Source organism: Polynucleobacter sp. JS-Fieb-80-E5 (genome assembly GCF_018882015.1).
Classification (GTDB): Bacteria; Pseudomonadota; Gammaproteobacteria; order Burkholderiales; family Burkholderiaceae; genus Polynucleobacter.
Window position 1 is genome coordinate 296862 of sequence record NZ_JACVPH010000001.1, and the last position, 22863, is coordinate 319724.

The following is a 22863-nucleotide window of genomic DNA, read 5'->3' on the forward strand; positions in this document are numbered from 1 at the left end:
GTCATCAGAAAAATGCTTTGGCCGCAAACCAAAATTGAGAGTTGCTGTTACCACTACTACTTGAGCCTGCTGGACTCATGGGTAAGCGTCTTGCCCAAGAAACACTGAGGGAATATTTACTAAAACTATTCCAATCTAGACCCAAACCAGCATCTGATAAAACCATATGATTTGATAAAGTGGGGTTAGAGTAGCCGCTATTTATCTGCCAGCTTGGATAGGTGGAATGATTAATCCAGCCATTGGCATAATCAGCAAAGAGCATAGGAATTAACTGACCCCACTCGGTGTTGATAACTTTTCTTAATTCAAGTGAAGTAATAGTTCCTTGGTTAAAGGACCCTTGCTCTGGGGCATAAGCGCGCATAGCATTAGCGCCACCAATAAGCTGCTTTTCATAGTCATCCAAATTAGTGTTGGCCACTTGACCACGAATATTGAGAGCGACAAAAATATTGTTCGGATCATCAAGTACGAGCTTGCCTAAACCTTGAAATGCTAGCTTGGTGTAATTACCTAATGAACCACTGGCATTAATTGGGTTCGCAGCATCCTTAACCTGCCCATTTGCTAAAGCCACACGGGTGAACCAAGTATCTTGACCTAATTTAATTGAGCGATCACCAGAGTTTCCATCTAAGGTAATTTGACCTGAAACAAGGGTCTTATCAGCTGTAGTCACACTATTGGTCGTCATATTGGTGCTGACAACAACCGCATTCAAACCAGCAGTCCAGTTCGCATCAAGACTGCGCATCAGAGGGTAAGCAAGGCCCGCGCTTGCAGAATTACCAAAACCACTAGTATTGACATTAGAAACAAAGAACTGAGTGCGTGACAGCGAAGATTGCCAGCGCAATCCATTGGAAGACAGTGGACCGCTAAGATCAAACACGCCAGATAAAGCGCCCTGGTTAGATACAAAAGCACTAAGAGCAAAAACATCGCCCACACCAAAAATATTATTAGCGCCTACAGAAACCCCAGTTCTATAGCGGCCGGTTGAACTAAAGCCATTGTTATCAACCCCCACAGAGCCATTCACAGCAGAGATGCTTGGTACTACCGTAATGATCAGCTTCGTTTGGCCAATTGAAACACCATCAGGACTCAACTCCAAGGAGCCGATTTTTAAACCGGCAGTATCTTCCAGTAAATTTGTCATCCGCTCAAATTTATTCTTAGTAAGAATACAATTTTCGCCAACTCCATCAGGACATAGAGTGCGGTTCGCCACAGCATCCACCCAGGCCTCATTCACGGAAGAGGTATTTTTAATCTGGATCTGCCCCACTCTGCCCAAAAATACACTTAAATGAAGAAAGCCTGTATTCCAAAAGTAAGTTTGGTCTTGAGAACTCACAACTACTTGAGCAATCAAATACCCCTGCAGTCGTAAATCTTGAGTGAGCCGTTCAGTAATGTGAGCCAGTTGCGTATCGTCAATAGCACGACCGAGTAAAGAGGATTTTTTTGCCTGTAAAATCGACTGCAAGAGTTCGTTTGATTGATCACTCCAATAAACCTGCTTTATCATTACAGTGTGTGGCTGTGCACAGACGCTCATCTGAAAAATAGATAAGGCAAGAAATATGGCGACGAGACAGGGTTTAAAAAAAGCTTTCAACCAAATACCCTTTGTTTAAAAGCTGGAATGTTTAGACTGTAGACTTGTATCTAAAAACATACGACCCCATAAATAAGGGGTATCTACCCCTTAGGCTGATTATTAGCGAGGGGAAAGTGGCTCTTTAAGGACGAGTCCATGTAAAAACTATAAAGACTTCGATTGAGTTTAATTTAGAGCTTGTCTACGCTTCTTGGTCTGACATAAATGGCCTCTCACCGACCTAATAGTTGTGTTTGTGTAAGAATGGTTTATAGACAGCCTCTATATCGAGGAGTTACTAAGGCCTATTTATTGCAATATCAACAAGGAAATTGACTCTATTTGCTATGGATTTTTTAAGTATTTCTGAACTTAGCCAAGCTTTATCAGCCGCCATCATATGAAGACCAATTCTGAGTAATTTCAGCTTTAATAAACCTTAAAATACACTCATTGTATTTTTACAAATAGAATTTTAAAAACTAAATAGCTTATATGTTTGGCCATAACTCAATCAATAGCTTACTCAAAAAAGCTGAAAATGGTGATGCTGGTTCACAAGTAAAGCTCGCCAAAGAGTTTCTTTCTGGGGATAATATTGGAAAGAGTTTTGTCAAAGCCTATGCCAACTTTGCTATGGCAGCAAGACAAAATAATATCGAAGGCTTGTTTCAAGTTGCCCATTGCCAAAGCGAAGGTATTGGCTGCGATATCGATCCCTCCAAGGCATTCTTTAATTTCTCTGAAGCTGCCAGACTAGGGCACCCAGGAGCAATGCTTGCCCTCGCAAAATACTACGAAGATGGTATCGGCGGTCTGGTAGATCATCAAAAGGCCTTAAGTTACTATTCACACGCTCTAAAGCTAGGTCAAAATTCAGCGCAAGCACATATTCAAAGACTTATCAGCGCACAAAGCATTACCCCACAGCGGTTTACACAAAATACTGGGCTGCCTTCCTCAGTTTTTGATGTGCCCATAGTTAGCGGTCCACAACAGCCAATAACCTACACGATAGATGACGTAAATAATGGAAATCAAAAATTAGGAGATATTCCATTTTTTAGAGGTCTAGAGACCAATGAATTAATACAAGTCATCTCTTCTATGGGAAGTCTAAAAGCACAAGCAGGTCAATGTTTGTTTATAGAGGGTCAAGCCCCCAATGGTCTATTTATCATTTTATCTGGCCGCTGCTCTATTCGGTTAACAACATTAAATAATGAAAATACTGAAGAAATAATGACTTTAGGTGCTGGTCAGTATGTCGGAGAATTTGGATCAATTGATGGAATGCCACGCTCAGCAACTGTTCTAGTTACTGAAGATGCTCATCTCATGTTTTTGCCAACCGCAGCCTTTAGGGCGGCCATTGAAAAAAGTCCAGCTATTGCACAAACAATCACTATCAATTTACTGTGTATGGTTATTGACCAAAACATTATTCCAAAAGACAAAACAGCTTATGATTTTGTTTATAGCGGTAATGGGGTACCACATACATTTGAATCCATGAAAGCTTTGGTAGCAATCATGCGCCAAGCAAATTCAGAAAATCAAGAGAAATACTTTCGAGAAGGCGTTTGAAAAATAACTCTTAACTAATCTTTTATTTTCCTTCTTATAATCAGGATTATTTTAGGTAACTTTCGATAAGTTCGAATCCTAAAATAATCACCAGTGTAGACCGAATTATCAATAGATTATCTGTTTTAACTATCCCCTAACGATTGATTTATATAGAGCTTTAAGACCGCGACCTCTTTTCATCCATTAGTCGCAAGTTCAGATCTCGCCCGATCCAATAGCAATGAAACTCCTGACCCTAAAGGGTATTTTCATTTCCAGAATCCTGAATTTGACTGAGTTAGCATATGCGCATGAATCTAGTTATCTTTTGAACCACCATTACCTAATGCTCGAGCACCAATGTGAGGCATTTAGATAGTTGTTCGTAGTAATTCTCAGCCTTGGTTGTTAAGTGAACTAGCTTTCTGCGGCGATCTAATCCATCATCTAGAAGGCGAATATAACCTTTTCTGACTAAATTCTTTATGCGGCCATGTAAGGTTGCTTGAGACCCAAATTGCTTTAATGAAATGATGTCGCCCACTAATAGCGCGCCCCCTCTAAAAGAGGCGAGAAGAATGTAATTTAATAATTGCTCTTCAAGTAAATCTAATCTGATGGCAGGACTAATGGTGGGTAAGGAAGCTACATTATCTAAGAATCGAGCAAATGGTGTTGCGTAAGTTAATTTCATATTCAGCATAGTAAAGTTTTTCCCCACAATAGCTCATCAGAAAAAGAATGAAAACCACCTTAAATGGGGGTTGCGTCATTTAGCACTTTTAGTATCAGAAAGCTTCTTGTTATTAGCAAGAATATAAGGATGCTTAAATAAGCTTTTAATTTAAAACCTTATTTCGCTACCAATTAAGACCTAATAGCATTAGAGTGATGCATGTTCAGCGAAAAACATCCGCTTCTGATTGAATCTATCTTTAGATTAAGAAAGTGGGTCAAAGAAAATCTACCGATTGAGAATTCTTTAATTGCCTATGACTTAATTTTGCTGCTCTCAATTCATAACTATGCTAACGGCCACGTTACGGTAAAGCAGATATTTGCATCATTACCCCACTCCTCTACTGCAGTTAGGTCCCATTACCAGCGCTTTATCGATGATGGATGGATCGAACATTACCTTGATCCACAAGATAAGCGGATTAAATATGTTAGACCCACAGGAAAATTTATCGACCTCATCAATAGCTATATTGAAACGATAGAAGAAATATATATCGTTAAAGATCGTAAAAATATGTGAAGTAAATTGTATTTTGAATGTTAGTCTCTAGAAATGATGCAAAAGCAGCCCCGGAGAATATGATGACACAGAGCCTTGAGCAGATTTATCAGAAGCTAGAAATAATGCAAGCAGATTTAGATGATCTGCGCAACACATATAAAGGGGTGAGTAAAAACTATGCAGAAGCGCTATCATCGCTACAAGTACTCACCCTGCAGTCTTCAGAGGCATCGAAGCGAGCCGCAAAAGCAGCTGAGCAATCTAGAATTGCCGCTTTAAATGCTATGAATGCCGCAGAACTGGCCTCCAAAGATAATGCATTTTTGGCAGTCGTGGATTTGGCTGTAAAAGCTGCAGTCTCTGCTGCAGTAGCAGCCATTGAATCAGCTGGTGCAGCAGCAGCGGCGGCGGCGGCGGCGGCAGCAGCAGTCTCTCAACATGCTGAAGAAGCACTTCTTAAAGCATCGAGTGAAGCAGCTGATGCTTCGCGGCTAGCGGCTGAATCAGCAGCAGAAGCAGTAAAACTATCGAATCAAGCAAGGGAGATTAGTGATTTGATGAATAAGAATATCCAGCTGTAGATATTCATTAATTAGGAAACTTATGCAATTAGGAAGACCAAGCCAAGGAAAATTTCTTACGCTCTCAAGTTTTTTGCACAGATATAAAGAAAAGCTCAATCTATTCGATGGCAATACTCTAGACGCCGTCCTGGGGGTACATTTAGCAGAAGGCGATTCGACCCTATTTGTCATTGAGTCTTGTATAGTCGTTATGGCGCTCGAGCTATCTTTACTACAAGTACCAACTGAAAGATTTCCAAAAAATCTACATAAGACTGCAATACAAGATATAACCGATCATTGTATTGAACTCACCATTCAAAAATCATTTATACGCAGTGTTGATGGCTATAAAAAAGTAGAGTCCTTAATGCAGGAATATCGCAAAATGTTGCATATTGAAATCGTCATCACGGACAATGATGATCATTTTGGAAAATCAGTGGGACAAGCCTGCGCCAAAATTTTTAATAGCAAACAACCTTCAAGTTTTATTAATGCGCAATACGCCAATAAGTTTGAAGCAAGGGTTAAGAGAAACTTAGAACTATTTAGATCAATTGTGCGCAATGGAGGCGCAGTCGTTCCTAATAATCCCTCCTAATTGAAGATTAGTTAAATTCTTTGGTAATGATTTTGGTAGCTGAAGTGTTGTATCTCTACAAACCCTTGTAATACCTATTAACTTGGCGGAGAGGGAGGGATTCGAACCCTCGGTAGGTTTGACCCTACGCTTGATTTCGAGTCAAGTACATTCGACCACTCTGCCACCTCTCCGAACTGAGAAATCATTATAGCCAGCGATACATAAAGCCATATAGGCAACGTTGACTTAAAAATGGCTAGCCAAAAGAGATCATCCTCTTTAAAATAGATATACATATACGTATATCTATTTTAAAGAGGTGAAACATGAATATTCAAATTTCAAAGTGGGGTAACAGCCTAGCGCTTAGGATTCCCGCTGCTTTCATCAAAGAAATTCAACTAAAGGATGGGGATAAGGTTGAAGCAACCCTATCTAAGGATGGCTCACTAATTATTAGACCGCAAAAATTAGATCGCAAAGCAATTGCAGCAGATCTTAGAGCATTTAGAGCTACTTTGAAGATGGGTAAATCAGTTATGGATGAAGTTCGCTCAGGGGCGCGCTACTAATGATTTATGTTGATACTAGTATTTTAGTGGCCTTATGCACAATAGAAGAAAAGAGTGGCGCTGTTGATATGTGGCATGAAAACAGTTCCGCAAAAATGATTTCATCTACTTGGGCGTTTACAGAATTTTCTAGTGCACTTAGCCTAAAGGTCAGAACCAATCAATTAAGTGAAAAACAGAGTCGCGAAGCTTGGAAAAAATTTGACAATCTCTGCCAAAACGATATTGAATTAATGCCCATTGAGAGCAAAACGTATTACTCCGCTGGAATTTTAGTTGTTGATAGCAAATCAAATCTCAGGGCTGGTGACGCACTTCATCTTGCCGCCGCAAAGCAATTCAAATCTAAATCTTTGGCAACTCTTGATAAAGTATTAGCAAAAAATGTTGATAGAGTAAAAATTAAAGCCGTTTTAATTTAATTCGGCTTTAATATCTCTAAGCCACCCAAGTAAGACTGCAGCGCCTTCGGAATAGCAATACTGCCATCTACTTGTTGCTTGTTCTCAAGCAATGCGACCAATGCTCTACCTACTGCAAGACCTGAACCATTTAAGGTGTGAACCAATTCTGGTTTGCCTTGACCTGATTTAAATCTGGCCTGCATCCTTCTTGCCTGGAAATCGCCCATGCTGGAGCATGAGCTTATTTCTCTATAGGCTTTTTGTGAAGGGACCCAAACCTCTAAGTCATAAGTCTTGGTGCTACCAAAACCCATATCGCCCGTGCAGAGTAATACTTTTCTGTAAGGTAACTCGAGCAATTCCAGAATACGCTCAGCGTGGCCCGTGAGCTCTTCCAAGGCTTGCATGGAATCTTCTGGCTTGGTAATTTGTACTAACTCCACTTTATCGAACTGATGCTGACGAATCATCCCTCGGACATCGCGACCATAACTACCGGCTTCTGAACGGAAACATGGTGTGTGAGCCACAAACTTCATTGGTAAGTTATCAGCGTTAACGATTTCGTCACGTACTAAATTCGTTACAGGTACTTCTGCAGTTGGAATGAGGTAAAAGTTTTCAGTCTTCGCTTCACCGCCCTCGTCCTCACCGCCCATTTGGCGCGGAACCTTAAATAGATCCTCTTCAAACTTTGGCAACTGACCAGTACCGCGCATAGAAGCAGCATTCACCATGTATGGTGCATAGACCTCTTGATAATGGTGATCTGTAGCATGAGTATCAATCATGAACTGCGCTAAGGCGCGGTGCAATCTGGCAATTGGCCCCTTGAGAACTACAAAGCGTGAACCGCTAATCTTAGCTGCCACCTCAAAGTCCAAACCGAGTGGACCGCCGAGATCAACGTGATCTTTAATCTCAAAATCAAAAATAGGCTCTTCACCCCAACGCTTTACTTCTTTGTTTTCTGTTTCATCTTTACCAGCAGGCACAGACTCATCTGGTAGATTGGGAATGCCCATCAAGAAATCAGAAATCTCTGCTTGCAGAGTGCCCAGTCTTGCGGCACCGGATTCCATATCAACATTAACGCCTGCAACTTCAGCCATTTCGGCAGAGGCATCCTCACCCTTACCTTTTTTCATGCCAATGGCTTTAGACAGTTGGTTGCGTTTAGCTTGCAATTCTTCAGTGCGGGTTTGTAAAGATTTACGCTCTGATTCCAAGGTGTTGAATTTCTCAACGTCGAGCTGGAATTTGCGAGTTGCTAAACGTGCAGCAGCTGCGGCGATATCTTTACGGAGTAATTGCGGATCAATCATGTGATGCTCTGTAGATTAGGGGTTCTAGGTTTTAGTTTTATACGGGCTCTAGTTTAAGCGCAAGACTTCGGCTCCGGCTGGCGGAGTGAAAGTAAAGCGATTGGCGGGCAAATTCACGTTGAGTTGGATCTTATCCAAAGTCACCAAGACTACGCTTCCAAGCCCATCGGTTAACTCCAGCGCCTTCGGTAAGCCATTAGCCATGCCAATCGAGATCTTTGTATAAGGCAGGTCATTTTTAGTCTTGGCATTGGGATCTTTTTTAGGAGTCAAAGCTACCCACTTCATCCCTAAACGCTCTTCGCCTTCAACCAAGTCAAAATGCTGTTCAAGTGAAGTTTCACCAAACAGAATAGCCGCCGGCGTCGAAGCTAAGGCCTGACCCGCTGGACGAAAAGTCGCCTGGTTTAAATCTTTATCCCATAAGATTAGTTGCTTGCCATCAGCAATTAACTTTTGCTCGTATGGCTTCTGGGTGTCCCAGATAAATCTTCCTGGACGCTGAAACACAAAATGACCTTGGGTTTGACGAACAACTTTTAAACCTTTGTCTTGTGATTCATTGACTTTAGGTGTACGTAATTGTTGCTGCACAAAATCTCCCTCTGCAGTTTTGGAGTTCCGTACAAATTGACGCAACTGTTCTGAACCACTTTCACTTTGCGAATAAGCAACTCCTGAAAACAGAATGGCTGCTCCAAGCAATACTGCAGATAAGAATCTTTGCAAAATGGCTGCCTACTCTGAAGGGCGATGAAGAATCTCGCGATTACCGCCATTACCCATCTTAGATACAAGTCCTGCTTTTTCCATATCTTCGAGTAGGCGTGCGGCACGGTTGTAACCGATACGCAGGTGACGCTGTACTAGTGAGATCGATGGGCGTTTATTTTCTAGAACTATAGCAACGGCTTGGTCATAAAGGGGATCTGCTTCACCACCTCCCTCGCCAGTCAACGCATCCACATTGGATTCGTCAACACCTTCAAGGACGCCATCAATGTAGTTGGCTTCGCCCTTCTCTTTGAGCCATTCCACAACACGATGGACTTCATCATCCGATACGAATGCGCCATGTACGCGAACTGGCAGGCCGGTACCCGGAGCCATATAGAGCATGTCACCCATACCGAGCAATGCTTCCGCGCCCTGCTGATCCAAAATCGTACGACTGTCGATCTTAGAGCTTACTTGGAATGAGATGCGGGTTGGTACGTTGGCTTTAATCAAACCGGTAATGACGTCAACGCTTGGACGCTGTGTTGCTAATACCAAATGAATACCTGCAGCACGAGCCTTTTGCGCAATACGGGCAATCAACTCTTCGATTTTCTTACCGGAGACCATCATCAAGTCAGCCAACTCATCAATCACGATGACAATGACTGGTGCTTTATAGATTGGCTCAGGATCATCTGGAGTTAAGCTAAATGGATTGGTGAGCTTCTCGCCTTTCTCTTCGGCTTCCAGAATCTTTTTATTAAAGCCAGCTAGATTCCGCACGCCAAACTTACTCATCAGTTTGTAGCGGCGCTCCATCTCATTTACCGCCCAGTTAAGTGCGTTGTATGCCTGCTTCATGTCGGTTACAACTGGGCACAACAAATGCGGGATCTTGTCGTAGATGGCCATCTCGAGCATCTTCGGATCAATCATGATCAAACGCACTTCATCAGGCTTAGCCTTAAAGAGCAGCGACAGAATCATGGCGTTGATACCAACTGATTTACCGGCACCCGTAGTGCCCGCAACTAAACAGTGAGGCATCTTTGCTAAGTCAGCCACCATTGGGCTGCCAGAGATGTCCTTACCTAGGGCTAGAGTCAGCAAGGAATGATTATCGTTATAAACCTGTGAGGTCAGAATCTCTGACAAATAAACAGACTGGCGTGTGGGATTTGGTAACTCCAGAGCCATACAAGTTTTGCCAGGAATGGTTTCTACAACACGCATACTGACAACGCCTAGTGAGCGTGCTAAGTCACGTGAGAGATTCACGATCTGACTGCCCTTTACACCAATCGCAGGATCAATCTCGTAGCGAGTCACTACTGGGCCAGGATAGGCGGCAATCACTTTCACCTGAACATTAAACTCAGCTAACTTGCGTTCGATTAAGCGTGAAGTAAATTCCAGCACGTCAGCAGAGATCGTTTCTTTTGCCTTTGGAACTGGATCAAGCAATGCAAGTGGCGGTAATTCTGAATCAGGAATGTCCACAAACAATGGCTGCTGTTTTTCGCGCTCTACACGAGCACTCTTTGGAATCTCAATGGGAGCACGTACGATTTGCACTGGCGCTGCAACCTCAACGCGTCCGCGGAACTCTTCCACAAACTCTTCACGCTCTTCAGCAGCTGCTTCACCTAACTTACGATCTTCTTCGCTATCGCGACGTTCACGAATGCGGTGATAAGTCACCTCCAAGAAACGCCCTACTTTTTCAGCAACGTCCAGCCAGGAGAAATGCAAGAACAAAGACAGGCCAGCACAAAGACCAAATAGGAGAACCAAAGTGGAGCCGGTAAAACCAAGAGACATTTGCAATGGGTCACCAATCAGCTCACCCAAAATACCGCCAGGAGGTCTAGGGAGCTCCCAGGACAGCGAATGCATGCGAATGGACTCCAAACCCATACTGCAGAATAGAGTCAGTCCAAAGCCCAACCAACGCATTAGTAGAGAGTCTGGCTTAGCATCCGGATCAGGCGGCAAAGGTATGCTCCAAAGCTCACGCCAGCCATTTAAGACACGGCGCCCAAAGAGAGCAACCCACCAAAAGGCAGAAATACCAAAGATATACAGCATTAAATCCGCTAAATAGGCCCCAAAACGACCCCCCAGGTTCTTGGGAGCCTCAAAACTAGCATGGGACCAAGCTGGATCAGCCTTGGAATAGGTCAGCAAAATGGCCAATAAGCCCAGGCACAAGCCCAGAGAGATGAACCAACGAGCCTCCAATAAGAGACGGGGCATCCTGCCCTGCGGGCCATTCTCTGGGGATTGGGAGCTCATTGGAGCCTTGGACTTCGGGTATGCGGTTCTTGCCATGTTCCATCGATTGTAATCAAGCAAATCTATAATTTGAATATGACTACAAATACCCCAAAACACTCCAAAGTTCTGATCCTCGGATCTGGCCCTGCTGGCTATACAGCAGCCGTCTACGCAGCCCGAGCCAATTTAAACCCCACCCTCATCACCGGCCTAGCTCAGGGTGGTCAATTAATGACCACGACTGACGTCGAAAACTGGCCTGCGGACGCCGATGGCGTTCAAGGCCCAGAACTCATGGAGCGTTTTTTAAAGCATGCTGAACGCTTTAATACTGAAATCATTTTTGACCATATTCATACAGCAGCCCTGAAAGAAAAGCCGATTCGCCTAGTTGGGGATTCCGGAACCTATACCTGCGATGCTTTGATTATTTCTACTGGCGCTTCTGCTCAATATATTGGCTTACCAAGTGAAGAAGCATTCATGGGTCGCGGTGTTTCTGGTTGCGCAACTTGCGATGGCTTCTTTTACCGTAATCAAGATGTGTGCGTAGTCGGTGGTGGCAACACTGCAGTTGAAGAAGCGCTCTACCTTACTGGTATTGCTAAAAAAGTAACCGTGATTCATCGTCGCGATAAGTTCCGTGCTGAACCAATCTTGAATGATCGTCTCATGGCAAAAGTTGCTGAAGGCAAAGTGGAGCTGAAACTGAACTCCACTCTCGACGAAGTTCTAGGTGATGAAAAAGGTGTAACTGGTGTGCGCATTAAGAAACAAGATGGCAGCACTGAAGACCTTGCTGTAACTGGCGCCTTTATTGCCATTGGCCATAAACCGAATACCGAACTCTTTGTTGGTCAGCTCGATATGAACAATGGCTACCTCAAGACCCATTCAGGCCTTGAAGGCAATGCCACTGCTACTAATATTCCTGGCGTCTTTGCAGCCGGCGACGTTCAAGATCACATCTATCGTCAAGCGATTACTAGTGCTGGCACAGGTTGTATGGCCGCATTAGATGCGCAACGTTATTTAGAAACTTTGGAGTAAGTTTTATTTGCTTAGAACTTAAAGTAAGTGTGAAATAAAAAACGCCTAGCAATGCTAGGCGTTTTGTTTGCTGCAGTCTGATTGCTACTGCATTTAATGACTACGTATTACTTAACGAGAAGCCATTGGCAAGAGTGGCACGATAAGTAATGCCACGATATTAATAATCTTAATGAGTGGGTTAACGGCAGGGCCTGCAGTATCTTTGTAAGGGTCGCCAACGGTATCGCCCGTCACTGCAGCTTTGTGAGCTTCAGAACCTTTACCGCCGAAGTGACCTTCTTCGATATATTTCTTGGCGTTATCCCAAGCACCACCACCCGTACACATCGAGATCGCTACAAATAAGCCAGTCACGATAGTTCCCATGAGTAAGCCACCCAATGCTGCAGGTCCTAATAAGAGACCAACAACAACTGGGGCAACTACTGGCAAGAGGGAAGGAACGATCATTTCTTTAATAGCAGCAGAAGTCAGCATATCTACAGCTTTGCCGTACTCTGGCTTGGCAGTGCCTTCCATAATTCCAGGGATATCGCGGAACTGACGGCGCACCTCTTCTACCACCGCACCAGCGCAACGACCTACTGCTTCCATCGCCATCGCACCAAACAAGTAAGGAATCATCCCGCCAATAAAGAGGCCAATGATGACCATGTGATTGGACAAGTCAAAAGACACTTGTTGGCCCATACCCTCTAAAGCATGGGTGTAGTCAGCAAAGAGTACAAGCGATGCCAAACCGGCTGAACCAATTGCATAGCCTTTAGTAACTGCCTTAGTAGTGTTGCCAACTGCATCCAATGGATCGGTAATATCGCGCACTGATTGTGGCAAGCCTGCCATCTCAGCAATACCACCGGCGTTATCGGTAATTGGACCATATGCATCAAGTGCCACCACAATGCCTGCCATGGACAACATGGCTGTTGCAGCAATCGCAATGCCATACAAACCAGCCAACCAATACGCCGCAAAAATCGCTGCACAAACAAAGAGCACTGGGTAAGCAGTTGACTTCATCGAAATACCTAAGCCAGCAATGATGTTGGTGCCGTGACCTTTGGTTGAGGCTTCAGCAATATGTTGCACTGGCTTGAACTGGGTACCGGTGTAGTACTCGGTAATCCATACCAAACCTGCTGTCAGTAATAAGCCCACGACGGTTGATCCAAACAAGCGCCATTGGCTACCAAGAATACCTAGCGCATCGTCTGGCATGATGAAGTTGGTTACGAAGTAGAAAGCAATCAGTGACAAACCACCAGCAATGATTAGGCCCTTATACAAAGCAGGCATCACATTTTTCATACCAGGTGTTGCCTTGACAAATGAGCAACCAATGATGGAGGCGATGATAGAAACGCCGCCCAGTACTAATGGATAAATAATCGCAGCCACTGGTGCGCTAGAAACCATTAAGGATCCCAGCACCATGGTTGCAATCAGCGTAACCGCGTAAGTTTCGAATAAGTCCGCCGCCATACCTGCGCAGTCGCCAACGTTGTCGCCAACGTTATCAGCAATCACCGCAGGATTGCGTGGATCGTCTTCCGGAATCCCAGCCTCAACCTTACCGACCAAGTCAGCGCCAACGTCTGCGCCTTTAGTAAAGATGCCGCCACCTAAACGAGCAAAGATCGAAATCAAGGAAGAACCAAATGCCAAACCAATTAGGGGATGTAATACGGAAGAAAGATCTTGTCCAGCGCCAATCGATACAAGGAACATAAAGAAGAGACCAACACCCAAGAGACCCAATCCAACAACCAACATGCCGGTAATGGCACCACCTTTGAATGCCACATTAAGCGCTTCGTTCATACCCTTGGTAGCCGCTTCCGCTGTCCGCACGTTTGCGCGTACTGAGACATTCATACCAATAAAGCCGCAAGCACCAGAAAGCACAGCACCAATGACAAAGCCAATCGCGGTCGCAAAATCAAGGAAGAGCGCCATGAGAATGGCCAGAACCACCCCAACAACGGCAATCGTTTTATATTGGCGTGACAAATACGCTGCCGCCCCCTGCTGAATCGCCTCAGCAATTTCTTGCATTTTGGCATTGCCCGTACTTTGCTTCAAAATCCAGCCGCGCATCACAAAACCGTAAATCACGGCCAGGACACCGCATGCCAAGGCAAAATACAAGCCTAAAGTGACATTACTCATGCTTGAACTCCCCAAAGTTAATCATTTGTTAATCTTTATTGTTTTGTATAACTGCACTTAGGTAGACCTGGTTTCCGAAAGCTTTAAACTATGGTCTTTAAGCTGTATCAGTATGTAACAGAATCACCCCTGCTCACCCTTGATAGGATCAGGGTATTTACTAATCAATATTCGGAGTATTTATGAGTCTCGAAAAAGTCAAGCCAGGTAAAAAGATCCCTGAAAGCTTCAACGTCATTATTGAAATCCCAATGAACGCTGATCCAGTGAAGTACGAAGTGGATAAAGAGTCTGGCGCAATTTTCGTTGACCGTTTTATGGGCACTGCAATGCACTACCCATGTAACTACGGATACATTAATAAAACGATTGCCGGTGATGGCGACCCTGTTGATGTTCTCGTAATTACTCCATTTCCACTCATTCCAGGTGTTGTTGTTAGCTGCCGTGCAATTGGCATCCTACAAATGGAAGATGAGGCTGGTCAAGACGCTAAATTATTGGCTGTTCCAGAAGACAAAATTTTGCCTATCTATACACACTGGCAAAAACCTGAAGACATGAACCCATTGCGCTTGAATCAAATTCAACACTTCTTCGAGCACTATAAAGATCTCGAAAAAGGTAAATGGGTAAAAGTGAGAGGTTGGGGTGGCGTTGCTGATGCTCATAAAGAAATTCTTGAAGGCATCGAGCGCTACAACAAAGAGAACAAGTAATTCTTTTATTGAAAAGGCTTTGTGATTCGGAGTGAGCACGCAGAAAATTGCCTTAGCCCAAATCAACCCATTACTGGGTGATTTGGCTGGCAACGCGCAACTCATTCACAAAGCCGCTCTAGATGCCAACTCACAAGGCGCCAAACTCGTAGTCACCCCTGAGCTTTCGCTCACCGGCTATCCCCCAGAAGACTTACTCCTCCGCCCTGCTTTTATTGAGGCGGCACAATCACAGCTCGAGCTCTTGATGAAAGAGCTAGCTCAGTACTCTGATCTAACAGTCATCGTCGGTCACCCCAAACAAACATCTGCAGGTTTGCAAAACTACGCATCTGTTTTACGAAACGGCAAAGTCATTGCGGGCTACGCAAAACAAGAATTACCTAACCATGAAGTATTTGACGAAGTTCGCTACTTCGTACCTGGTAATCAAGCTTGTGTTTTTGAATGCGAAGGTGTTCGCTATGGATTGATCTTGTGTGAAGATGCCTGGCATGCAGGTCCCGCTAAACAATCTCATGCTGCTGGCGCACAAGTATTGTTAGTCCCCAACGCCTCTCCTTACCACCTGCAAAAAGAAGCCTTGCGTATTGAAGTGCTCCGCGGGCATATTGCACAAACCAAAATGCCACTGGTTTACGTCAATGCCGTTGGCGGTCAAGATGAATTAGTTTTTGATGGCGGCTCATTTGCATTAAATAGTGATGGCAAAGTCGTGATGGCAATGCCTCAGTTTGAAACCGGCCTAGGCCTTGTTACCGTGACAGCAACTGGCGAGCTAGAAAAAGGTCTGATCACCCCACCCCAATCCGTTGAGGCACAGGCCTATCAAGCGCTGGTTTTGGGTGTACGTGACTATGTGACCAAAAATCGCTTCCCTGGCGTGATTATTGGCCTATCTGGCGGTGTAGATTCAGCTTTGGTATTGGCAATTGCCGTGGATGCCTTGGGTGCTGACAAGGTACGCACCGTCATGATGGCCTCTCGCTATACCGCCGATATCTCTTGGATCGATGCAAGGGAGATGGCCCAGAACTTAGGCGTGCAATACGACGAGATTCCGATTAGCGGGCCGGTAGATGCTTTAGAAGCATCTCTAGCGGAGCAATTCAAAGGTTTAACAGTAGATGCTACCGAAGAGAATATTCAGGCACGCGTGCGTGGCACTCTGCTGATGGCTCTATCTAATAAAACAGGTCGACTTGTTTTGACTACCGGCAACAAGAGCGAAATGGCAGTAGGCTACTGCACACTCTATGGCGATATGGCGGGTGGCTTTGCAGTCATTAAAGATATCGCTAAGACTTTGGTGTATCGCTTATGCGCCTATCGTAATAGTATTGCGCCAGTCATTCCGGAGCGAATTCTGACCCGCGCACCTTCGGCAGAGTTACGTCCAGACCAAAAAGATCAGGATAGCCTGCCCTCTTATGAAGTGCTGGATGGCATTGTTGAGCTCTATATGGAGCAAAACCAATCAATTGCCCAAATCATTGCTGCAGGCTTTGATGCTGAGAGCGTAGAAAAAGTGACTCGCTTGATCAAGCTTAATGAATATAAGCGTCGCCAAGCCCCGCCGGGGGTTCGCGTAACCACTCGCGCCTTTGGCCGCGATTGGCGCTACCCCATTACCTCCCAATTTAGAGCCTAGAACGCTCAGCGGGTTGGTTTTTGGTATTTCAGGACAGATCTAGGTATGATTAGTGCATTAGGGGGAACACATGAAATTAATTACATCCATCATTAAGCCGTTCAAACTCGATGAAGTTCGTGAGTCATTGGCGGAAGTCGGCGTTACAGGTCTGACCGTTACCGAAGTTAAGGGCTTTGGCCGTCAAAAAGGCCATACTGAACTCTATCGTGGCGCTGAATATGTAGTCGACTTTTTGCCTAAAGTAAAAGTGGAAGCCGTGGTTTCTGATGACCGTGTTGAAGCAGCTATTGAGGCAATCACTAAAGCTGCACGTACCGGCAAGATTGGTGACGGCAAAATTTTCGTGACTGCAGTAGAGCAAGTGATTCGTATTCGTACTGGTGAAACCGATAACGCTGCAGTTTAATTCAACGAATTAAACCTGCGAACCTCTCAGGCCATCAACGTAGCTGAGAGTCAGTAGAGGTTGGAGGAGCTGCAGGCTGAATCATTTCAGCCGGCTCCAAAATAATTGTCTTACTAGTTGTATTTCCCACGCGCACCTTTGCACCTTGGTAATACAAATCCACCTGATTTAAACCACCAGTTAAAACCTTTAATGGCGGCTTGCCATAAACACTCGTACCAACTCCAGGTTCTAGAGTTTTATTCTGGGTCTTACCTGTAGCATCCACCACACATACTGTTTGCGCAGTCTTTGATTGCAGATAAACCATGTCACCCGCTTTTTTAGGGGCTTCGGGCCTGTAATTGAGTGCAGATGCATCTGCAGGCGGGCATTCCGCACTAACCGCTAATGGAGTTGTCTCTGGTACTGCTGCTGGGGCTTGCTTTGCCTCTGCCGGAGCATCTGCCGGGGCAGGCTCTTGTGCTACTTCTTGAATAATCACCACTTCCTCTTTAACCGGTTCAGGAAAAAATAGGGGGCGCAAGTTCACTACAGAGAAAATCACGGCCGCGCCAATTGCCAACAGTAGGAATAATTTCTTTTTAGGATTTGCAGAAGCCGCTGACTTCACTCGATAGTCAACAACACTGTCTGTAATTTTATTAACGTTACTCTTCTGAGGTTTTTGTTTTGCAGTCGCTGCTGGTGCAGTTTCTTTTTCTTCTTTGGCGCTCTCAGTCTTTGCCTTATTTTCTTCCGCAGAAGCTTTTGTCTCCCCCTGCAATTTCTCCTCAACATCACTCGCTTTAACAGGTTGCGCGACACCAGAAAAAACAAATGCCTCTTCAGGTGCGAGCTTAAGTAAGCCAGCTACTTTTTTTGCTGCTGTGAATTTCACTTGATCACCGTAGAAAGAGCTGGTCTCACCATTTTCAATCTGCTCAATTTGGCGAACAGAAAGGCAAGCCATTCCCGAAAGATCTTTCGTGCTGAGGTCAAGGCTTTCTCTGGCCTTAGTAAATGCCTCTTTGCGAATCTCGGGAAGTTTGACCGGTTTATTCACTGCGCAGCAACGATCTCATGTGGAATTAATAAGGTGATAATAATACCAAACTGGAGTAATGGTGATTAGCCACAAAGCTAGTGATTTAATGGGTGATTATCAAGGTTAGATTCAAGGTACTTCCTCACCAACTCCTGAAGAGAATCCGCATGCATTTTGTCCATCACCCGAGCCTTGTGCACCTTAATGGTGGCATCAGTGGTTCCTAGTTTTACGGCAATATCCTTGTTTAGGAGGCCCTTAACAAGCCATCCACATACCTCACGCTCTCTAGGAGTGAGGCTTTCGTAGTCTTTCTTAGCTTCTACATCCAAAGAAACTCGCTTGAGTTGGCGACTATCAAAATCAATTGCATCAGCCACTGCCTTTAAGAGCTCCTCTAAATTAAATGGCTTGAATAAAAAATCCAGCGCGCCTCGCTTAAGGCCTTGAACGATTTGGTGCGGATGACTTTGACCACTCACAAATACAATGGGCGTTTTACGACCTAACTTTTGCAGTTTTTCTTGTAAATCAAGGCCAGTCATATCCGGCATCTGCATATCCAACAAGATGACGGCTGGAGATACCGGAACTGATTTTTCCAAGAAAACGGTAGCAGACGCATAGTCATCGACGAGATAACCTAATTCACGTAGCATTCTAGATAGAGAGATGCGCATCGACTCGTCATCATCAACTAGGTATATGTGGCCGACTTTAGTCATTGAATTCAAAGGGAAAAGTGATTGATGACTTAATGTACTGCAGCCTCTTTTACTAAGCTATTAGCTCCTTAGCTAATATTTAGACCTAAATCAATGATTTCATTGGCATTTTCATACTGCAGTGCAACATTTTTAGTAATTAATAGGAGCTCATCGATCTAGAGCACCCTTAACCCATCTCACGGCACAATAGAGCCTTTCGACACAAACCTTTTCTGGAGTAATAAGCATGAAACGCCTTAATGAACGCTCGCGCATGGTCACCGAAGGGGTCGCTCGCGCACCTAATCGTTCGATGTATTACGCAATGGGTTACGAAGAAAAGGATTTCGTAAAGCCAATGGTTGGCGTTGCGAACGGCCACTCCACTATTACCCCTTGTAATAGTGGTTTACAAAAATTAGCTGACGCTGCTGTTGAAGCTCTAGAAGCGGCTGGTGCAAAAGCACAAGTGTTTGGCACACCAACCGTTTCCGATGGTATCGGTATGGGCACTGAGGGTATGAAGTACTCCCTAGTGTCACGTGAAGTGATTGCTGACAGTATTGAAGTGTGTGTAAATGGTCTTTGGCAAGATGGCGTTGTCGTCATTGGTGGTTGCGATAAAAACATGCCAGGCGGCATGATGGCTTTAGCCCGCACGAACGTACCCGGCATCTATGTCTATGGCGGCACGATTAAGCCAGGTCATTACAAAGGCAAGGAACTCAATATTGTTTCTGCATTTGAAGCGGTTGGTGAATTTACTTCCGGTCGATTGAGTGAAGAAGATTTAAAAGGTGTGGAACAGCACGCCTGTCCAGGTAGCGGCTCTTGTGGCGGGATGTACACCGCAAACACCATGAGCTCCTCATTTGAGGCTTTGGGCATGAGCTTGCCCTACTCCTCTACGATGGCGAACGTTGATGCTGAAAAAGTAGCGAGTGCTGCCGAATCAGCGCGCGTACTGGTTGAAGCAGTCAAAAATAACTTGCGTCCCCGTGACATCATCACCAAGAAGTCCATTGAGAACGCTGTCAGTGTGATCATGGCAGTTGGCGGATCCACAAATGCCGTATTGCATTTCTTGGCCATCACCAGCGCAGCTGAAATCGATTGGACAATCGATGACTTTGAGCGTATTCGTAAGCGCGTTCCTGTGATCGTGGATATGAAACCATCCGGCACTTACCTTGCAACTGACTTGCATCAAGCCGGCGGCATTCCACAAGTAATGAAGATTTTGCTTGATGGCGGATTGCTCCACGGTGACTGCATGACCATTACCGGCAAGACAATCGCTGAAGTACTAAAAGATGTTCCGTCAGTACCGCGCGCTGATCAAAAAGTGATTCGCACCTTAGATTATCCTTTGTACAAACAAGGTCACTTGGCAATCTTGAAGGGCAATATTTCTCCAGAGGGTTGTGTCGCCAAGATTACTGGCCTTAAGAATCCTTCGATCACTGGTCCAGCTCGTGTGTTTGATTCTGAAGACGACGCCATGGCAGCCATCATGGCGCAGAAGATCAAGGATGGTGACATTGTTGTGATTCGTTATGAAGGTCCTAAAGGCGGCCCAGGGATGCGTGAGATGCTTGCACCAACCTCTGCTCTTGTTGGACAAGGTCTAGGTGAGTCTGTAGGCCTCATCACTGATGGCCGCTTCTCTGGTGGCACCTGGGGTATGGTTGTGGGTCACGTAGCTCCTGAAGCCTACGTAGGTGGCACGATTGCCCTCATTCATGAAGGTGACTCAGTCACTATTGATGCTCATCAACTACTGATTCAATTGAACGTTGATGAAGCAGAAATTGCGAAGCGTCGCGCAGCTTGGGTGCAACCTAAGCCTCGCTACACTCGTGGTTTATTGGCAAAATATGCTCGCCTTGCAAGTACTGCAAGTAAAGGCGCAGTAACTGACTTGAACTTGGGTGACTAAGTTAACAAAGCAAAAGCTTTAAAAGAAAAAGCCCCCAGGTAAAACTAGGGGCTTTTTTATTGCGTGTACCACCCAATCAATTGACTTAGTGCTTCATAGCTCCAGCACCCATTGCATTAACTGGCATCTTGACCTCAACATCACCTGCCTTAGCAAACTTCAGCTTCACGGGAACGGTTTCACCTGCAGCTAATGGAGCTTTAATGTTGATAAACATTAAGTGCAAGCCGCCAGGTTTTAATTCAACAGCGCCACCTGCTGGCACAGTAATATCTTTTACCTGACGCATCTTCATGACATTGCCCTCCATTGCCATCTCGTGGAGCTGCACCTCACCTGCAACAGGTGAGCTGGCAGAGATCAATTGATCAGCAGCGCCTTTGTTTTCAATCTTCATAAAGCCACCGGCTACCTGCTGACCAGGAACTGTGGCACGGGTATAAGCATCTTCAATTTTGATAGCGTTAGTAGTGACGGTTTTGGAAACGTTTTGCGCCCATGTCGTCCCTACGAAAGCCATCCCCGCAACGGCACACAGTGTTACTAATAGTTTTGTCTTCATTTACATTCTCCCGGTAATTGATAAGCGATACATTTAATTATGGTTTAACCATCAAAGCATTTTGTAATTGCTGAAAGTCTACTAAGCCTGTTTTTCTGGTAGCTTTACCATTTTTATCGATCACTATGGTTGTCGGTGTTTCGCCATGCCATTTAGGATCGATTTCATAGCGCAAGCGCTCATCAAAAGGCGCTGCGACATAATAATTATTGGCCTTATCCAGATTTGCTTTGCTCAACATTTTTTTCATCGACTCGATTGATACATCATCAACCTGAATAAAAACTACTTTAGCGCTTGGATTGTTTTTGATAAACAAACCCCACTGCGGCATCTCTTTAACGCAGGATGGGCAAGTCACCCCCCAAAAATTAATAGCTAGAGGTCCACCATTTGCAGCTTTGATGATGGATTTCCAATCGCCTGCCTGATAAGGCTTCAGAGAAACTGGATCGGCAAAGGTAAACCCAGTCACCGATAAGGCGAGTATAAAAAAGAGCCAATATCTTTTCATTGCTTTTGTCCAATATTAATTAACTGGTATCCATCATGACGCGTAAGCCAGGATAAAAATACAAGATTCTCTTGAGCTAGCAACAAAGGATGGTCGCTATACCCTGCTGTACTAGATAGTATTTTAGGAGTTGCCCAAGTTTTTCCATTGTCGCTAGATTCTTTTAAATATACGGAAGATTGCACACCATCGAATTCTTTCCATACCAACCAAACTTGCTGGCCCAATGCCAATAGATATGGCCTGGATACATTGGCACTTTCAGAGCCTACGCGACTAGGCTTGGTATAGCTAGCCCCTTGGTTGCTAGAGTTTGCATAAAACACTCCGGAGCGCTTACTGCCTTGGGTATACCAAGCCACATGGAATGTGTCGTCATTTGATACTGCTATGTATGGCCCATGATGTGGGCAAGCATCCGTTTTCCAGTTGTCATCAGCCACCTTACGGATTGGTCCAGCACCTGAAGCTGAAATTACTTGGCTAGCCTGATCCCGAATGCCTCCAGGAAATATTGCCCTGTACACTAGCACCGGATTACCTTTTGGATCAAGGCTGCCACCAATGCGACAGCACTCACAACTACTCTCATTAGCAAAGCGCTCTGCCTGGAAGTTTTTGCCGCCATCCTGAGAAAAAGAATAGGCAATTGAGCCGCCAAGACGATTTTGTCCACCCTGCTTCGCAGCAGAAACTAAACGCTTATCGATCCAAGAGATAAAAATATCGCCATCTGGCTTTATCAGAACGGATGGAAAACGCTGACTGGAGCTGTCATTGACCAAGGACTCTGGTTTGGTGAATGTCTTAGCCCCATCGGTCGATCTAGTGGTATTAATTTGCGCATTCCAGTGAGCATCTTTGAAAAATGCATATGCCAAAAAGACATTCCCTTGTTTATCAGCAACAATTTGTGGACGTGCATCAGCGCCAGCATCTAATGATTTACCGTGCTCAGCAATTTTGACTGCTGGTGAAAATGTTTTTCCTAAATCGGAAGACTGCGCAACAGCAACTACCCCATTTGCCGTCCATGCCAACAGAAGCTTTCCATCCTGCGTAAAAAATGGGGTTGCAGCATTGGCGCACTCCAAACCAGCGCCCTGACAGGTATTGCCAGGCTTTGCACTAACCATAGACGAATGATCCATTTGCATTTGCGCCTGCGCAGGAAAGCTCAGCGCCCCCAATAGAAACGCTCCAAGCAATAAGAATCGATTAAAAGAGTATGGGATCAGATTCATG

At 44.8% G+C, this 22863-nt stretch carries 22 protein-coding genes and 1 tRNA gene; 11 read left to right on the plus strand and 12 right to left on the minus strand.

The genetic code is table 11. The annotated features are described in order from the left end of the window. Nucleotides 1-4: 4 nt before the first annotated feature. Nucleotides 5-1567 carry a ShlB/FhaC/HecB family hemolysin secretion/activation protein gene (locus ICN44_RS01315; protein WP_216262237.1) on the minus strand — a complete coding sequence of 521 codons (1563 nt, stop codon included), beginning with the start codon at nucleotides 1565-1567 and terminating at the stop codon, nucleotides 5-7. A 537-nt stretch (nucleotides 1568-2104) separates the two neighbouring features. On the opposite strand from ICN44_RS01315, the gene ICN44_RS01320 reads away from it, so the two are divergent. Beyond that, nucleotides 2105-3196: a cyclic nucleotide-binding domain-containing protein gene (locus tag ICN44_RS01320; RefSeq protein ID WP_216262239.1), complete on the plus strand. Its 1092-nt coding sequence runs from the start codon at nucleotides 2105-2107 to the stop codon at nucleotides 3194-3196. Between the two features lie 325 nt (nucleotides 3197-3521). Here ICN44_RS01320 and ICN44_RS01325 read toward each other — a convergent pair whose 3' ends face one another. Further along, on the minus strand, nucleotides 3522-3872 hold the full coding sequence (locus tag ICN44_RS01325; protein ID WP_216262241.1) for a hypothetical protein: 351 nt from the start codon (nucleotides 3870-3872) through the stop codon (nucleotides 3522-3524). A gap of 201 nt (nucleotides 3873-4073) precedes the next feature. Between ICN44_RS01325 and ICN44_RS01330 the strand changes: the two genes are divergently transcribed. Genes ICN44_RS01330 through ICN44_RS01340 form a run of 3 tightly spaced genes read left to right on the plus strand, consistent with a single transcriptional unit; the run spans nucleotide 4074 to nucleotide 5588 of the window. Beyond that, nucleotides 4074-4439, plus strand: coding sequence for a hypothetical protein (locus tag ICN44_RS01330; protein WP_216262242.1), 366 nt, complete (start codon nucleotides 4074-4076; stop codon nucleotides 4437-4439). Nucleotides 4440-4456: 17 nt separating this feature from the next. Further along, nucleotides 4457-5002, plus strand: coding sequence for a hypothetical protein (locus ICN44_RS01335; RefSeq protein ID WP_216262243.1), 546 nt, complete (start codon nucleotides 4457-4459; stop codon nucleotides 5000-5002). A 22-nt stretch (nucleotides 5003-5024) separates the two neighbouring features. After that, the gene (locus tag ICN44_RS01340) at nucleotides 5025-5588 is read left to right on the plus strand and encodes a hypothetical protein (RefSeq protein ID WP_216262244.1); all 564 of its coding nucleotides are present in this window, start codon (nucleotides 5025-5027) and stop codon (nucleotides 5586-5588) included. Nucleotides 5589-5671: 83 nt separating this feature from the next. Here ICN44_RS01340 and ICN44_RS01345 read toward each other — a convergent pair. Then, nucleotides 5672-5761 (minus strand) — tRNA-Ser (locus ICN44_RS01345). A gap of 135 nt (nucleotides 5762-5896) precedes the next feature. Between ICN44_RS01345 and ICN44_RS01350 the strand changes: the two genes are divergently transcribed. Next, nucleotides 5897-6142: an AbrB/MazE/SpoVT family DNA-binding domain-containing protein gene (locus tag ICN44_RS01350; RefSeq protein ID WP_072583827.1), complete on the plus strand. Its 246-nt coding sequence runs from the start codon at nucleotides 5897-5899 to the stop codon at nucleotides 6140-6142. Continuing rightward, entirely contained in the window at nucleotides 6142-6564 is a 423-nt protein-coding gene (locus ICN44_RS01355) for a type II toxin-antitoxin system VapC family toxin (protein WP_216262245.1), read from the plus strand. The genes ICN44_RS01350 and ICN44_RS01355 overlap by 1 nt, the downstream gene beginning before the upstream one ends. Here ICN44_RS01355 and serS read toward each other — a convergent pair. Genes serS through ICN44_RS01370 form a run of 3 tightly spaced genes read right to left on the minus strand, consistent with a single transcriptional unit; the run spans nucleotide 6561 to nucleotide 10922 of the window. Continuing rightward, nucleotides 6561-7871 carry a serine--tRNA ligase gene (gene serS, locus ICN44_RS01360; protein ID WP_216262246.1) on the minus strand — a complete coding sequence of 437 codons (1311 nt, stop codon included), beginning with the start codon at nucleotides 7869-7871 and terminating at the stop codon, nucleotides 6561-6563. The genes ICN44_RS01355 and serS overlap by 4 nt on opposite strands. Before the next feature lie 48 nt (nucleotides 7872-7919). Then, nucleotides 7920-8600 (minus strand): outer membrane lipoprotein carrier protein LolA, encoded by a 681-nt coding sequence (locus tag ICN44_RS01365; protein ID WP_216262247.1) that lies wholly within the window; start codon nucleotides 8598-8600, stop codon nucleotides 7920-7922. Nucleotides 8601-8609: 9 nt separating this feature from the next. After that, nucleotides 8610-10922 carry a DNA translocase FtsK gene (locus ICN44_RS01370; RefSeq protein WP_216262248.1) on the minus strand — a complete coding sequence of 771 codons (2313 nt, stop codon included), beginning with the start codon at nucleotides 10920-10922 and terminating at the stop codon, nucleotides 8610-8612. Nucleotides 10923-10961: 39 nt separating this feature from the next. On the opposite strand from ICN44_RS01370, the gene trxB reads away from it, so the two are divergent. After that, the gene (trxB, locus tag ICN44_RS01375) at nucleotides 10962-11918 is read left to right on the plus strand and encodes a thioredoxin-disulfide reductase (RefSeq protein ID WP_072583823.1); all 957 of its coding nucleotides are present in this window, start codon (nucleotides 10962-10964) and stop codon (nucleotides 11916-11918) included. Nucleotides 11919-12029: 111 nt separating this feature from the next. Here the strand turns inward: trxB and ICN44_RS01380 are convergent, their stop codons facing one another. Then, on the minus strand, nucleotides 12030-14090 hold the full coding sequence (locus ICN44_RS01380) for a sodium-translocating pyrophosphatase (RefSeq protein ID WP_216262250.1): 2061 nt from the start codon (nucleotides 14088-14090) through the stop codon (nucleotides 12030-12032). 182 nt (nucleotides 14091-14272) lie between these two features. Between ICN44_RS01380 and ppa the strand changes: the two genes are divergently transcribed. The 3 genes from ppa to ICN44_RS01395 all read left to right on the plus strand — a co-directional run bounded on the left by ppa (nucleotide 14273) and on the right by ICN44_RS01395 (nucleotide 16869). After that, complete coding sequence (ppa, locus tag ICN44_RS01385) at nucleotides 14273-14809, plus strand: inorganic diphosphatase (RefSeq protein ID WP_216262252.1); 537 nt, start codon at nucleotides 14273-14275, stop codon at nucleotides 14807-14809. A 31-nt stretch (nucleotides 14810-14840) separates the two neighbouring features. Further along, nucleotides 14841-16460, plus strand: coding sequence for an NAD+ synthase (locus ICN44_RS01390; protein WP_216262254.1), 1620 nt, complete (start codon nucleotides 14841-14843; stop codon nucleotides 16458-16460). 70 nt (nucleotides 16461-16530) lie between these two features. After that, nucleotides 16531-16869 carry a P-II family nitrogen regulator gene (locus ICN44_RS01395; RefSeq protein WP_072583818.1) on the plus strand — a complete coding sequence of 113 codons (339 nt, stop codon included), beginning with the start codon at nucleotides 16531-16533 and terminating at the stop codon, nucleotides 16867-16869. A gap of 34 nt (nucleotides 16870-16903) precedes the next feature. On the opposite strand, the gene ICN44_RS01400 is transcribed toward ICN44_RS01395, so the two are convergent. Together ICN44_RS01400 and ICN44_RS01405 are read right to left on the minus strand one after the other, a co-directional pair. Beyond that, nucleotides 16904-17914, minus strand: coding sequence for a helix-turn-helix domain-containing protein (locus ICN44_RS01400; RefSeq protein WP_216262256.1), 1011 nt, complete (start codon nucleotides 17912-17914; stop codon nucleotides 16904-16906). Between the two features lie 77 nt (nucleotides 17915-17991). After that, on the minus strand, nucleotides 17992-18621 hold the full coding sequence (locus ICN44_RS01405; protein WP_216262258.1) for a response regulator transcription factor: 630 nt from the start codon (nucleotides 18619-18621) through the stop codon (nucleotides 17992-17994). Nucleotides 18622-18850: 229 nt separating this feature from the next. Here ICN44_RS01405 and ilvD point away from each other — a divergent pair, with 229 nt between their 5' ends. Then, entirely contained in the window at nucleotides 18851-20542 is a 1692-nt protein-coding gene (gene ilvD, locus ICN44_RS01410) for a dihydroxy-acid dehydratase (protein WP_216262259.1), read from the plus strand. Nucleotides 20543-20627: 85 nt separating this feature from the next. On the opposite strand, the gene ICN44_RS01415 is transcribed toward ilvD, so the two are convergent. Genes ICN44_RS01415 through ICN44_RS01425 form a run of 3 tightly spaced genes read right to left on the minus strand, consistent with a single transcriptional unit; the run spans nucleotide 20628 to nucleotide 22862 of the window. Continuing rightward, nucleotides 20628-21104 carry a copper chaperone PCu(A)C gene (locus ICN44_RS01415; protein WP_215320296.1) on the minus strand — a complete coding sequence of 159 codons (477 nt, stop codon included), beginning with the start codon at nucleotides 21102-21104 and terminating at the stop codon, nucleotides 20628-20630. A gap of 37 nt (nucleotides 21105-21141) precedes the next feature. Then, complete coding sequence (locus ICN44_RS01420; protein WP_216262260.1) at nucleotides 21142-21618, minus strand: TlpA disulfide reductase family protein; 477 nt, start codon at nucleotides 21616-21618, stop codon at nucleotides 21142-21144. Beyond that, the gene (locus ICN44_RS01425; protein WP_216262261.1) at nucleotides 21615-22862 is read right to left on the minus strand and encodes a sialidase family protein; all 1248 of its coding nucleotides are present in this window, start codon (nucleotides 22860-22862) and stop codon (nucleotides 21615-21617) included. Before ICN44_RS01425 ends, ICN44_RS01420 begins: the two co-directional genes overlap by 4 nt. Between the last annotated feature and the right edge of the window lies 1 nt (nucleotide 22863).

Excerpts from the sequence above, each read along its gene's own strand:
- ICN44_RS01405 (WP_216262258.1), bottom strand. The coding sequence starts at position 18,621 with ATGACTAAAGTCGGCCACATATACCTAGTTGATGATGACGAGTCGATG.
- ICN44_RS01340 (WP_216262244.1), top strand. The coding sequence starts at position 5,025 with ATGCAATTAGGAAGACCAAGCCAAGGAAAATTTCTTACGCTCTCAAGT.
- ICN44_RS01380 (WP_216262250.1), bottom strand. The coding sequence starts at position 14,090 with ATGAGTAATGTCACTTTAGGCTTGTATTTTGCCTTGGCATGCGGTGTC.
- ICN44_RS01325 (WP_216262241.1), bottom strand. The coding sequence starts at position 3,872 with ATGAAATTAACTTACGCAACACCATTTGCTCGATTCTTAGATAATGTA.
- ICN44_RS01335 (WP_216262243.1), top strand. The coding sequence starts at position 4,457 with ATGTTAGTCTCTAGAAATGATGCAAAAGCAGCCCCGGAGAATATGATG.
- ICN44_RS01370 (WP_216262248.1), bottom strand. The coding sequence starts at position 10,922 with ATGGCAAGAACCGCATACCCGAAGTCCAAGGCTCCAATGAGCTCCCAA.
- ppa (WP_216262252.1), top strand. The coding sequence starts at position 14,273 with ATGAGTCTCGAAAAAGTCAAGCCAGGTAAAAAGATCCCTGAAAGCTTC.
- ICN44_RS01415 (WP_215320296.1), bottom strand. The coding sequence starts at position 21,104 with ATGAAGACAAAACTATTAGTAACACTGTGTGCCGTTGCGGGGATGGCT.
- trxB (WP_072583823.1), top strand. The coding sequence starts at position 10,962 with ATGACTACAAATACCCCAAAACACTCCAAAGTTCTGATCCTCGGATCT.
- ilvD (WP_216262259.1), top strand. The coding sequence starts at position 18,851 with ATGAAACGCCTTAATGAACGCTCGCGCATGGTCACCGAAGGGGTCGCT.
- ICN44_RS01355 (WP_216262245.1), top strand. The coding sequence starts at position 6,142 with ATGATTTATGTTGATACTAGTATTTTAGTGGCCTTATGCACAATAGAA.
- ICN44_RS01425 (WP_216262261.1), bottom strand. The coding sequence starts at position 22,862 with ATGAATCTGATCCCATACTCTTTTAATCGATTCTTATTGCTTGGAGCG.
- ICN44_RS01330 (WP_216262242.1), top strand. The coding sequence starts at position 4,074 with ATGTTCAGCGAAAAACATCCGCTTCTGATTGAATCTATCTTTAGATTA.
- ICN44_RS01315 (WP_216262237.1), bottom strand. The coding sequence starts at position 1,567 with ATGAGCGTCTGTGCACAGCCACACACTGTAATGATAAAGCAGGTTTAT.
- ICN44_RS01320 (WP_216262239.1), top strand. The coding sequence starts at position 2,105 with ATGTTTGGCCATAACTCAATCAATAGCTTACTCAAAAAAGCTGAAAAT.
- ICN44_RS01395 (WP_072583818.1), top strand. The coding sequence starts at position 16,531 with ATGAAATTAATTACATCCATCATTAAGCCGTTCAAACTCGATGAAGTT.
- ICN44_RS01420 (WP_216262260.1), bottom strand. The coding sequence starts at position 21,618 with ATGAAAAGATATTGGCTCTTTTTTATACTCGCCTTATCGGTGACTGGG.
- ICN44_RS01350 (WP_072583827.1), top strand. The coding sequence starts at position 5,897 with ATGAATATTCAAATTTCAAAGTGGGGTAACAGCCTAGCGCTTAGGATT.
- serS (WP_216262246.1), bottom strand. The coding sequence starts at position 7,871 with ATGATTGATCCGCAATTACTCCGTAAAGATATCGCCGCAGCTGCTGCA.